Source organism: Streptomyces sp. NPDC048297 (assembly GCF_043201585.1).
In the GTDB taxonomy this organism is placed as follows: domain Bacteria; phylum Actinomycetota; class Actinomycetes; order Streptomycetales; family Streptomycetaceae; genus Streptomyces.
Genome location: NZ_JBICZA010000011.1, coordinates 92,385 through 104,530, shown reverse-complemented (window position 1 = coordinate 104,530; position 12,146 = coordinate 92,385). Strand labels below are relative to the sequence as shown.

At 73.1% G+C, this 12,146-nt stretch carries 8 protein-coding genes; 2 read left to right on the top strand and 6 right to left on the bottom strand.

Translation table 11 applies throughout. From position 1 onward, the window contains the following. Positions 1-13 precede the first annotated feature (13 nt). From ACGFYV_RS14585 to ACGFYV_RS14575, 3 genes are all read right to left on the bottom strand, one after another. Complete coding sequence (locus ACGFYV_RS14585) at positions 14-2,131, bottom strand: RICIN domain-containing protein (RefSeq protein ID WP_393878833.1); 2,118 nt, start codon at positions 2,129-2,131, stop codon at positions 14-16. Positions 2,132-2,232: 101 nt separating this feature from the next. Further along, positions 2,233-3,591, bottom strand: a complete 1,359-nt coding sequence (locus tag ACGFYV_RS14580) for a lectin (protein ID WP_393878719.1) — start codon at positions 3,589-3,591, stop codon at positions 2,233-2,235. A 337-nt stretch (positions 3,592-3,928) separates the two neighbouring features. Beyond that, on the bottom strand, positions 3,929-5,806 hold the full coding sequence (locus ACGFYV_RS14575; protein ID WP_393878832.1) for an ABC transporter ATP-binding protein: 1,878 nt from the start codon (positions 5,804-5,806) through the stop codon (positions 3,929-3,931). 390 nt (positions 5,807-6,196) lie between these two features. Between ACGFYV_RS14575 and ACGFYV_RS14570 the strand changes: the two genes are divergently transcribed. Next, positions 6,197-7,114 (top strand): YbhN family protein, encoded by a 918-nt coding sequence (locus ACGFYV_RS14570; RefSeq protein ID WP_393878831.1) that lies wholly within the window; start codon positions 6,197-6,199, stop codon positions 7,112-7,114. A gap of 153 nt (positions 7,115-7,267) precedes the next feature. After that, positions 7,268-8,032 (top strand): crotonase/enoyl-CoA hydratase family protein, encoded by a 765-nt coding sequence (locus ACGFYV_RS14565; protein ID WP_393878718.1) that lies wholly within the window; start codon positions 7,268-7,270, stop codon positions 8,030-8,032. A gap of 27 nt (positions 8,033-8,059) precedes the next feature. Here the strand turns inward: ACGFYV_RS14565 and ACGFYV_RS14560 are convergent, their stop codons facing one another. From ACGFYV_RS14560 to ACGFYV_RS14550, 3 genes are all read right to left on the bottom strand, one after another. Continuing rightward, positions 8,060-9,061 (bottom strand): NAD(P)/FAD-dependent oxidoreductase, encoded by a 1,002-nt coding sequence (locus ACGFYV_RS14560; RefSeq protein WP_393878717.1) that lies wholly within the window; start codon positions 9,059-9,061, stop codon positions 8,060-8,062. Then, a complete protein-coding gene (locus ACGFYV_RS14555; protein ID WP_393878830.1) occupies positions 9,058-10,467 on the bottom strand; it encodes an FAD-dependent oxidoreductase in 1,410 nt (469 codons plus the stop codon). The genes ACGFYV_RS14560 and ACGFYV_RS14555 overlap by 4 nt, the downstream gene beginning before the upstream one ends. A 62-nt stretch (positions 10,468-10,529) precedes the next feature. Further along, positions 10,530-11,960, bottom strand: a complete 1,431-nt coding sequence (locus ACGFYV_RS14550; RefSeq protein ID WP_393878716.1) for an FGGY family carbohydrate kinase — start codon at positions 11,958-11,960, stop codon at positions 10,530-10,532. Positions 11,961-12,146: the final 186 nt, after the last annotated feature.

Here is a 12,146-nt window from a genome sequence, read left to right as displayed (position 1 = left end):
GACGGACGACCGGTCAGGGGTAGCTGACCAGGTCGGCCACGTTGGTGGTCGAGTTGGAAGGGCCTCCCGTGGTGTTGATGACGTGACTGATGGTGCCGGTGCCGCCGAGGGAGACGGTCACCATGCTGGTGAAGCGGACGTTCGGGTTGTTCGGTGCCTCGATGGCGTGCGCGGCGCTCACGCCCGGGTTCACGTTGAAGTAGCAGTAGCTGCCGAGTCCGTAGGCCTGGTGGCTGGTGACGTTGTCGGCGACCTTGTAGGCGTCGTAGCCCTGGGTGGAGCCGTTCATCCAGGCGGCCTGGTTCGGCGGGTCGTACGGCATCTCGTTCTGGAAGAAGTAGGTGCGCCCGCCGTTGCCGTTCCAGAGCACCTGGTGTTTTTGGAAGTGCTCGACGAACAGCCCGTACATGGTCACGTCGTCGCCGTTGACGACGAGCCCGGTGTCGGCGGTGTTGCTGGTCCAGCCGACGCCGTCGCCGTGGTCGGCGCGCCAGATCCACATGTGGTCGCCGATGACGTTGTCGCTGTTGACGACGAGGCTGGTGGCCGCCTTGCCGACGCCCGCGCCGCCGATGCGGAAGTAGACGTCGTGCAGGGAGGTCGGGTCGGCCGCGTGGGAGGCGGCGGAGCCGGCGGGACCGACCTCCAGCAGGGACTTCGAGCTGGTGGTGCCGGCGTCGAAGAGCAGACCGGCGATCTTGACGCCGTCGACGTCGTCGACGGTCATCGCGGTGACGCCGTTGTCCGGGACGAGGGTGGCGAGGCCGAGCCCGAGGACGACCGTGTCGGGCCGCGTGACCTTCAGGGTCTGGTCGAGGTGGTAGACGCCGGGGGTGACGAGCAGGTTCTGTCCGGCGGCGAGGGCGGAGTTGATCTGGGCGGCGGTGGCGCCCGGCTTCACGACGTAGAACTGGCTGAGCGGCAGCGAGGTGCCCGCCGGAGTGCCGCCCGCCCAGCTGGTGGCCGTGGAGTTGGAGCGCACCGAGGGCACGAACACCTGGTAGGCACCGGCGCCGTCGACGTACAGGAACGGCTTCTCCCGGGTGACCGGGCTCTGACCGACCGTGGTGTACGGCGGGTTGGGGAAGCTGGTGCCGGGAACGCCCTGGCTGCCGACGAACACCATGTTCCAGTTGGATCCGGTCCAGCTGCCCATCTGGGAGTTACGGGTCAGCCACTGCTGCTGGCTGCCCGACCTGACCTGTCCGTCGATCTTGCTGTCGGCGAGGAGACCGCCACTGGACCAACCGCCGTCGTCCAGCGCGAGGTTGCCGCGCAGATGCATCCGCCGGTACGGCGCCGCCTGCGAGACCGCCCAACGGTCGTTGCCGCCGGTCGGGTTGACGGACAGGTTCTCGGCGCCGCGCCAGAAGTTCTGCGTGGCGTTGCCCTGGAACCAGTCGGCCTCCGCATGCACGGCTCCGTTGACGGAGACCGCGTCCGGGCTCAGGCCGAGGCCCAGCACCTGGGTGTAGAAACCCACGTTGACGTCCGCGCTGTAGGCGCCGGGCTTGAACAGCACGGCGTAGCGCTGGGAGCCGAACTGGTTCGTCTCCTGCTGCTGGAAGATGGTGTTCAGCCTGGCCTGGATGGTCGAGGCGGACATCGACGGGTCGAAGACGACGACGTTCGGGCCGAGGTCGGGGTCGGCGGTGGACTGGTTCACGGGCACCACCTGGAAGCGCTGGGCGGCGGTGCCGTTGCACGTGTACTGGACGAACTGCACGCTGTCCGCGAGCGAGGCGCCCGGGTCGTCCAGGCACTTGCCGCTGTTGCGGTTCACGAAGTGGAAGGCGCCGCCGCCGTCGTCGACGGGCAGCCACTGCTGGTTGGCGCCGCCGCCGTAACTCCACAGCTGTATGGGCGCGTTGTCGGCGGTGGAGACGTTGGTGACGTCGACCACCTGGTGGGTGTCGTTGCGGTTGTCGATGTGGACGTAGCCGTTGCCGGCGTCGGTGAAGGTCCACTGCTGGGCGTTGGTGCCGTTGCACGCGTACTGCTGCACGACGGTGCCGTTGGCGCTGCCGGCCGCCCTGGCGTCGAGACAACGGCCGCTCGCCGCGTTCATGACAGTAACAAAGCCGCCGGGCACCGCACTGGCCGCGGCACGCGCGGGCGCGCCGGTGAGCATCGACGCGGCCGCCACGGCGACCAGCGCGACCGCGGTGGACCTCGCGCGGCGTGAGAAGGATGGCACGGGTTCTCCTTGCCGAAGGACCGGGAGCGGGCGGGTCAGCCGGTGTAGCCGGCGAAGACGCGGGTGTAGTCCCAGTCGGACTGGGAGACGCCGGAGCAGCTGTCGGCGGGGCCGCCGGTGCACGGCCGGTCGCGGTTGGCGGACCAGAAGGTGAGGCGGGCCAGGTGGTGCGCCTGCGCGTAGGCGAGGATGGTCCGGAAGTCGTTGACCGTGACCGTCTCGTTGTTGTCGGTGATGCCGTTCATGGACGAGATGCCCATGTCCCGGTAGGCCTGGTCGTCGCTGTAGCCGTACGCGTTCTTCAGCGCGTTCTTGAGGCCTTCGGCGGCCTGCGTGGTCAGGTTGCCCATGTTCTGTCCGGCGCCGCCGAAGTCGAACGGCATGATGGCCCAGGCGTCCACGGACAGCCCGGAGGAGGCGGCCCGGTTGATGAGGCTGGTGTCGGGGCCGGACTGTCCGGTGCCGATGGTGATGTACACCGTCAGGCCGGGGTTGTTGGCCTTGACGGTCTTCAGCGCGTCGACCGTCCGCTGCTGCACGGTGCCGCTGCTGTAGGCGTCGGCCTCGATGTCGATGTCGATCGCCTTCAGGCCGTAGGCGTTGATCACCTTCTGGTAGGCGCCCGCGAGTTCGCCCGCGCTGGAGCAGGAGCTCTCCAGCTTGTTGCCGCTGTACCCGCCGAAGGACGGGATGATGTCACCGCCGTTCGCCCGCACCGTGTTGACGGTCTGCTGGTCGACCCCGCCGGTGAGCGCGCGCCCGCCGTCCCACTGCGGGTTGCAGTAGCCGTTGCTGAGCACGAAGGCGAGCGTGAACCACTTCACGCCGGTGGCTTGGGTGATGGTGCTGGGGTTCGGCGGGCTGCCCCAGCCGTTGTACAGGTACGGGGCCACGGCCATCGGCGCGGCGGGGGACGTGCCGCCGCCCGCGGCGGGCGCGTTCCACTTCTGGTTGGCGCCGCCGGAGCAGCTCCAGATCTGGATCCGGCTGCCGTTGGCGGGGTTGTTGTCGGTGACGTCCAGGCACTTGTCGGCCACCGGGTTGACGATGTCGTGGGCGGCGGTGACGGTCCACTTCTGGTTGGCGCCGCCGGAGCACGACCAGAGCTGGATCTTGGCGCCGTTCGCGGTCGAACGGTCCGTGACGTCGAGGCACTTGCCGAGGGCGCGGATGGTGCCGTCGCTGCCGACCGTCCACTGCTGGGCGTTGGTGCCGTTGCAGTCGTAGAGCTGGACGGGGGTGCCGTCGGCGGGGTTGGCGCCGGCGACGTCGAGACACTTTCCGGCGAGGCCGGTGATGGCACCGGTGTCGGCGTGGGCGGGAGCGGCGGTGAGCAGACCGGTGGCGAGCGACAGAACGGCGAGGGAGACGACCGCGGGGAGTGGTCTGGCCATGTGAGGGGTGGCCTTTCGCGTGGGGGAACGGCGGGGGACGGTCCCAACACACAAGAGACGCCTGAGTGTTGAGAATCGGGAGTCTTTGTTTAAGGCGTGAAGTTAAAGGTCCGGACCACAGGCGTCAAGAGGTGCGGCGGCTGGCGTTGGGTGGGAGGCGGCCGGGGGGTGGCCAGAGGCGGACACGCGCCGCCCGGCCCCGGTCTCCGACGCCCCGACCGTCGGCCGCCCCGGCCCTCTACCGACCCCGCCCCGCCGACCGACCGCGCCGACCCCGCAGGCCGCTCCCGGCCGCCGCTCCCGTCCGGCCGCCGCTCCCGCCCGGCCACGCCCCCGCTCAGGCCGCGGGCACCTGGCCGTCCCGCTCGGCGAACTGGGTGCGATGCAGCTCGGCGTACCGGCCGCCCGCCGCGAGGAGTTCGTCGTGGGTGCCCCGCTCCACGATCCGGCCGGCCTCCACGACCAGGATCTGGTCGGCGGCCCGCACGGTGGACAGCCGGTGGGCGATCACCACGGCGGTCCGGCCCTCCAGAGCCTCCGCGAGCGCCTCCTGGACGGCCGCCTCCGAGGTGTTGTCCAGGTGGGCGGTGGCCTCGTCGAGGATGACGACCCGCTGTCTGGCCAGCAGCAGACGCGCGATGGTCATGCGCTGGCGCTCACCGCCGGACAGCCGGTACCCGCGCTCGCCGACCACCGTGTCGAGGCCGTCGGGCAGGGATTTGACGACCTCGGCGAGGCGGGCGCGGCCGAGCGCGTCCCACAGGTCCTCGTCCGACGCGGACGGGGCGGCCAGCAGCAGGTTGGCGCGGACGGTGTCGTGGAAGAGGTGGCCGTCCTGGGTGACCATGCCGAGGGTGGCCCGCAGCGAGGCGGCACTCACGTCCCGCACGTCGGCCCCGCCGATGCGGACCGCGCCTGCGTCGACGTCGTACAGGCGCGGCAGCAACTGCGCGATGGTGGACTTGCCGGCGCCGGAGGACCCGACGAGGGCCACGGTCTGGCCGGGTTCGGCGCGGAAGGAGATGCCGTGCAGCACCTCGGCCCCGCCGCGGGTGTCGAGGGAGGCGACCTCCTCCAGGGAGGCGAGGGAGACCTGATCGGCGGACGGGTAGGAGAAGGTGACGTCGTCGAACTCGACGGCGACCGGCCCCTCGGGCACCGCCGTGGCGTCCGGCTTCTCCTCGATGAGCGGCTTCAGGTCGAGCACCTCGAAGACCCGCTCGAAGCTGACGAGCGCGCTCATCACCTCCACCCGGGCTCCGGCGAGCGCGGTGAGCGGGGCGTACAGGCGGGTGAGCAGCAGGGCGAGGGAGACGACGGCGCCCGCCTCCAGGGTCCCGTGCAACGCGAACCAGCCGCCGAGGCCGTAGACGAGGGCCAGCGCGAGGGCCGAGACCAGGGTGAGGGAGGTGATGAACACCGACTGGGCCGTGGCCGTGCGCACACCGATGTCACGGACGCGGGCGGCGCGGGCCGCGAACTCCGCGGACTCCTCCTCGGGGCGGCCGAACAGCTTGACCAGGGTGGCGCCGGGCGCGGAGAACCGTTCGGTCATCCGGGTGCCCATGGCCGCGTTCAGCGCCGCCGCCTCCCGCTGCATGCGCGCCATGCGGCTGCCCATGCGGCGGGCCGGCAGGACGAACACCGGCAGCAGCACCAGCGCGAGCACAGTGATCTGCCAGGACAGGGTGAGCATCACGGCGAGGGTGAGCAGCAGCGTCACCACGTTGGTGACCACGCCCGACAGGGTGTTGGCGAAGGCCCGCTGGGCTCCGATCACGTCGTTGTTGAGCCGGCTGACCAGAGCGCCCGTACGAGTACGTGTGAAGAACGCGACAGGCATGCGCTGCACATGATCGAACACAGCCGTTCTCAGATCGAGGATGAGTCCCTCTCCGAGCGTCGACGACAGGCGCCGCCCGAGAATGCCGAGCCCCGCCTCGGCGAGGGCGACCACCGCGATGAGCAGGGAGAGCCGTACGACCGTCCCGGAGTCGTGGCCCGCCACGATCGCGTCGACGACGTGGCCGGCGAGGACCGGGGTGGCCACGGCGAGCAGGGCCGTCACCACCCCGAGCAGAACGAAACGGATGATTCCGGCGCGGTGCGGACGGGCGAAGGCGGCGATGCGGCGCAGTGTGGCGCGGGCGAAGGGGCGGCGCTCCTGCTGCGCGGTCATCACGCTGTGCAGCTGCGTCCAGGCGGTGGTCTCCATACTCATGGAAGAGAACGTAGGACCTCAAGCGTCGTTGAGGTCAATGGACCGCCACTCCTATCCCCTTCACCCCCTTCACCCTCTTCATCACGTTCATCCCCTTCATCTCCTTCGTCCCCCAGGGCTCACGTGATCCTCCCCTCCCGCTCCCATCCGCCCCGCTCCCATCCGCTGCCCGTCCGTAAGCCGCCGTCCGTGCCCGCGCCATGCGGCGTTGACATGGCACGGAAAGCCTCTGCGGATGTGACAGCGGTACGACTCCCCGACTTCTCCGGCCTGCGCGGCCTGCGCGGCCTGCGCGGCCTGCGCGGCCTCCGCGGCAACCGCGGCCTCCACGGCCTCCGCGGCCTGCGCGAGGGGCGCCTTCCCGGGCTCGCCCGGCGCGTCCCCGTGCGGCAGATTCTCTGCCTCCTGCCGGTCGTGCTCGTCGCGATCGTCGCGGTCCGGCACCGGTCCGTGCTCGTCGACGGCTTCGGCCAGTTGCAAAGCGCCCACTGGCCCTGGCTGCTGGCGGCCGGCGCCGCCACCTGTCTGACCTGGGTCGCCGCCTCCTTCTCCCGGCAGGGCGCCGTCATCCAGCCGCTGCCCCGCTGGCGGCTGCTGGCCACCCAGTTCGCGGCGGGCTCGGCCAACCACCTGCTGCCGACGGGGCTCGGCGCGGGCGCGGTGAACCTGCGCTTCATGAGCGTGTGCGGGGTGCCGCTCGCCCGCTCCTCCGCCGCGCTCGCGCTGTACTTGCTCGCCGAGTCCGTCGGCCGGCTGAGCCTGCTGGCCGCGCTGCTGCTCGCCTTCCCGGACGCACTGCGGCTCGGCACCCTGCTGCCCGACGGGGACGCCGGACCGGTGCTCCTGGCCGCGGGCGCGGTGCTGGCGGTGGCGGTGGCCGCGCTGGCCCTCGTACGACGGCTGCGCGAGCCCGTGCTCCGCTTCCTGCGCACCGCCCTCGGCGAGGCCCGCTCGGTGCACACGCGTCCGTCCCGGGCGCTCGCGCTGTGGGGCGGCTCGTTCGCCTTCCCCGCGCTCCAGGCCGCCGGTCTGGTGGCGGTGGGGCAGGCGCTGGGCCTGCCGGTGCCGCCGGCCCACATGGCGCTGGCGTACCTGGCCGCGACGGTCGCCGTGGCCCTGGTGCCCACACCGGGCGGGATCGGCTCCGTCGAGGCGGCGCTGATCATCGCCCTGGTGGCGGCGGGCGGCCCGGTGGCGGTGGCGACGGCGGTGGTGCTCGCCTACCGCATCATCACCGTCTGGGTGCCGCTGGTGCCGGGCGCGCTGACGCTGGGGGCCCTGGTGCGGCTGAAGGTCATCTGAGGCACAGTGGCCCGACGAGCCGCAGCCGAGGAAACCGGAGCGGCCGAGGCGACGAGAGCAGCCGAGGCAGCCACAACAGCCGAGGCGACAAGAGCAGCCGAGGCAGCCACAACAGCCGAGGCGGCCTGAGCAGTCGAAGAGGGAGCGTCCGCCGTGCCGGTCCGCGTGGAGCACCAGGAGCACGTCACCACGATCGTCCTGTCCCGCCCCGACGTCCGCAACGCCGTGGACGGCCCGACGGCCGCCGAACTGGCCGCCGCGTTCCGCGCGTTCGAGGCCGACGACAACGCCCGGGTGGCGGTGCTGTGGGGCGAGGGCGGCACGTTCTGCGCGGGCGCCGACCTGAAGGCGATGGGCACCGGGCGCGGCAATCGGGTCACCGAGGAGGGCGACGGGCCGATGGGTCCGACCCGGATGCGGCTGTCCAAGCCGGTGATCGCGGCCGTCGCCGGGCACGCGGTGGCGGGCGGCCTCGAACTGGCCCTGTGGTGCGATCTGCGGGTCGCCGAGGAGGACGCCGTGTTCGGGGTGTTCTGCCGCCGCTGGGGCGTCCCGCTGATCGACGGGGGCACGGTACGGCTGCCCGGGCTGATCGGGGCCGGCCGGGCCATGGACATGATCCTGACCGGCCGCCCGGTCCCGGCCCGCGAGGCCTACGACATCGGCCTCGCCAACCGCCTCGTCCCGCCCGGACGCGCCCGCGCCGAGGCCGAGGAACTGGCCGCCGCCATCGCCCGCTTCCCGCAGGACTGCCTGCGTGGCGACCGTGCCTCGGTGCTGGAGCAGGACGGGCTGGACGAGGAGAGCGCGATGCGCGGTGAACTCCGCCACGGAATGGGCGTGTTGGCGCAGGCCCAGCTGGGGGCGCGGCGGTTCGCCGGGGGTGCGGGCCGGCACGGGTCCTTCTCCGACCTCTGACGGCGCCACTCCCCGCCCACGAGGGTCCTACTCCCCCGCCTCCAGCCACTTCAGCACCGCGCCCGCCGCCTCGGTCCCGGCACGCCGCGCCGCTCTCGCGCGCTGCCCGGGGTGCAGCAGGGCCCCGGTCGCGAACACGCCGGGACGTGAGGTGTCCGGGCCGGTGCCGAGCGTGATGGCGCTCTGGCGGGCGAGTTCGTCGGCGGCGACGAAGTCACCGGTGAAGACGACCGTGTCGCAGGCGAGGGTGGCCGTACGGCCGTCGCGGTGGCGGACGCGGACACCGGACAGGCGTCCGTGGCCGAGGAGTTCGGTGACCGTGGTGTCCGTGAGGAGCGGGACACGGTGGCGCAGGCGCGCCGCCCGGACACGGAACTGGTCCGCCCGGACACGAAGCTGATCCACCCGGACACGAAGCTGATCCACCCGGACGCGGAGCTGGTCCGCCTGGGCGCTCGGGTGGTCCGTGACCAGGGCGACGACCTCGGCCCCGGCGGCGCGGACGGTGCCGGCCGCCGCGTACGAGACGCTCTCCGCGCCGACGACGACCGCGCGGGTGCCGATCGACTGCCCGAACAGGTGGACCGCCTGCTGGAGTTCGCCGGTGGTGTACACGCCGGCGGGCCGGGTGCCGGGCACCAGCCGGGCGGCGCGGGGGCGCTCGCGGGAGCCGGTGGCCAGGACGACGGCTCGGGCCTCGATGGTCTCCGGGCCCTGGGGGCCGACGGTCGTGAGGGTGCGCGGGCCCGCCCAGTCCAGGACGGTGACGCCGGTGCGCGGCACCGCTCCGGCGCGGGTGGCGGCCTCGGTGAGCAGCCGGGCGTATCCGGGGCCGGTCAGCGGATGCGTCCAGGTGCCGAAGCCGCCGTGCGCGCAGTGCCGTGGCACCCCGCCGGCCTGTGTCTCCCGCTCCAGTACCTCGACCCGGCCGGCACCGGCCGCGGCGATCCGGGCGGCGGTCGCGAGCCCTGCGGGGCCGGCTCCGACGACGAGCACGTCGACCCGGCGCGGTGGGGGCTGCGCGGTCACGGGCCGGCCTCCTCGAAGAGCCGCCGTACCGCGGCACCGCAGTAGAAGCCCTGGCAGCGGCCGGCACGGGCGCGGGTGCGACGGCGCAGGCCGTCCAGGGTGCGGGGCGGGATCGTACTGGCGAGGGCGTCGCGGATCTCGCCGCGGGAGACGCGCTCGCAGTGGCAGACGAGGGTGCCGTACTCCGGGTCGGCGGCGATGAGTCCGGGCCGCTGGTACGGGCGCGGGAAGGCCTCGCCGAGGTTGGGCATGCGCACCGGGGCGGGCTCCCGGGTCGGGCCGAGGCCGAGACCGTTCTGCGCCAGCAGGCCGACGACGTGGGCCGCGATCGCCATGGACGCCGTCAGTCCGGTGGACCGGATGCCGCCGACGGTGACGTACGCCTGCCCGTGGTGTGCGGTGATGCGGTAGTCCTCGTGCTCGGTGGCCGCTCGCAGGCCGGCGTAGACGGCGGTGACCTCCTCCTCCAGCAGCGCGGGCAGGATACGGCCGCCCTTCTCCCGCAGCCCGGCGAGGCCTTCGGCGGTGGACTGCGTGGCCCGCTTGTCGTGCAGGTCCTCGGCGGTGGGACCGAGCAGGACGTTGCCGTGGACGGTGGGGGCGACGAGGACGCCCTTGCCGAGAGCGGTGGGGACGGGCAGCAGGATGTGCCGGAGGAGAGGGCGGGCGAGCTTGTCGTGGACGATGAGCTGGCCGCGGCGCGGTGTGACGGTGAAGTCGTCGTGCCCGAGGGCCCGGTCGAGGGTGTCGGCGCCCAGTCCTGCCGCGTTGACGAGGTGGCGGGCGCGCAGGGCGCCTCTGGAGGTGGCGAGCACGTGGCCCTCGGCGCCCGCGCCCCGACTCGCTTGCTCCACAAGGGTGTTCAGGTGCAGATGGACACCCGCGCGGACCGCCTGGGTGGCGTGGGCGAGGGTCGTCGTCCAGGGGCATATGACGCTCTCGCCGGGCACGTGCAGCGCGCCCAGTGCGCCGGGGCCGAGGTGCGGCTCACGGCCGTACAGTTCGTCGGCGTCGAGGAGCCGGGCGTCCCGGTAGTCGTTGCGCTCGGCCTTCTCGGCGAGGCGGGGCAGGGCGGCCAGTTGCTCCTCCTCCCAGGCGACGAGCAGGGCGCCGACCCGTTCGACGGGGATGCCGGACTCGGCCGCGTAGGCGGCCAGCCGCCGCGAGCCCTCGCGTACGAGGCGGGACTCCAGGGATCCCGGGGCCGCGTCGAAACCGGTGTGCAGGATCGCGGTGTTGGCCTTGGAGGTGCCCTGGCCGACGTCGTCCTGGGCCTCGACCAGCGCGACGCGCAGCCGGGGGTGGCGGGCGAGTTCACGGGCGACGGCACAGCCGACGACTCCGGCACCGACGACCGCCACGTCGTACGACTCCTCGGGCAGCGGCCCCTCGGTGGTGACCGTGATGCCGCCCGGCGGCCTCTCGCGCCCGGCGACGTCGTCGGGCCGCGCCCCTTCCCCGGTGCCCGTCATGAGGCGAGCAGCGCGGCGACCGCGGTGCGGAAGGCGGCCAGGCGTTCGGCGGCCTGGTCGGGCGGGATGCGGGGTTCGTACACGGCGGCGGGCTTCCCGTCGGGCAGGGCCTCCTCCACGGTCAGCTCGGGGTCCGCGCCGAGCCGGGCGAGGACGGCGGCGCCGAGTACGGTGGCGTCGGGCAGGGCGCAGACCTCGACGGGGCGTTGCAGCAGGTCGGCCTGGGTCTGCATGAGGAGGGCGGAGCGGGTGAGGCCGCCGTCGACGCGCAGCAGGTCGAGCGGGGTGCCGAGGTCGCTCGCGGCGGCGTCGGCGAGTTCGGCGACCTGGGCCGCGAGGCCCTCGCACAGGGCGCGGACCAGGTGTCCGGGTCCGGTGTCCAGGCCGAGCCCGGTCAGGGAGCCGCGCAGGTCGCCGCGCCACCAGGGGGCGGCGAGCCCGGCGAGGGCGGGGACGAAGGTGACGCCGCCGCTGTCGGGGACGGAGCCGCCGACCGGGTCGAGGTCGGCGGCGCGGGAGATGACCCCGAGGTCGGTGAGCCAGCGCACGGCGGAGGCGGCTGTGTAGACCTGCCCGTCGAGGCAGTAGCCGGTGTCCCCTGCGAGCCGCCAGGCGACGCAGCTGACGAGGCCCGAGGTGCCGCGCCGGGGTGTGCCGCCGGTGTGCGCGAGCAGGAACGCGCCGGTGCCGTAGGTGCACTTGGCGGCGCCGGGCCCGGTGACGCGATGGGCGAGGAGGGCGGCCTGCTGGTCGACGGCGAGGCCGGTGACGGGGATCTCGGAGCCGAACGTGGTGGTGGTGCCCACGAACCCGGCGTTGTCGACGACCTCGGGGAGCGGTTCGGCGGCGAGCCCGTGGATGTCCAGGGCCCGGGGCGACCAGGCGGCGCGGTCCAGGTCGAGGAGCTGGGTGCGTCCGGCGGTGGCCGCGTCGGTGACGAAGGCGCCGGTGAGGCGGTGGACGAGCCAGGCGTCGGAGGTCGTCACGACCCCCTCGCCGGTGCGGTGGCGGCGGATCCAGGCCATCTTGGGCGCCGCGAAGTACGGGTCGAGGGGAAGCCCGGTAAGCTGCTTCAACTCATCGGCGTGCTCGGCGAGTTCGGCGCAGAGGGTCTCGGCGCGGCGGTCCTGCCAGACGAGGGCGTCGCCCAGCGGGCGGCCGGTCGCCGGGTCCCAGGCGAGGACGGTCTCACCCTGGTTGGCCAGGCCCATCGCCACGACGTCCTCGCCCGCCTCGGCGAGCGCGCGCCGGCCGGCGTCCAGGACGGATGCGAAGAGCCCGGCCGGATCCACCTCGACCCGGCCCCCGGGCAGATGGCGGGGGCGTACGGCGGCGAACCCGGTGCCGAGGACGCCGCGTTCGGGGCAGACCACCAGGGCCTTGGTGCCGGACGTGCCCTGGTCGACGGCGAGCACCGGTCCCGTCATCGCACCCTCCCGCGGACCCGGCGGGCCCCTTCGAAGATCACCGCGTGTCCAGCCTGCCGCCGGGCCGGGTCCGGCGTCAAGGACGCCCTGTGCGATCAACTCCGCTTTTGATCGGTTGAGTTGAGAATCATGCACGGCCCATCCGGCGCCCCTATAGTGACCGCCGAGCCGCACAAGATCCCTCAC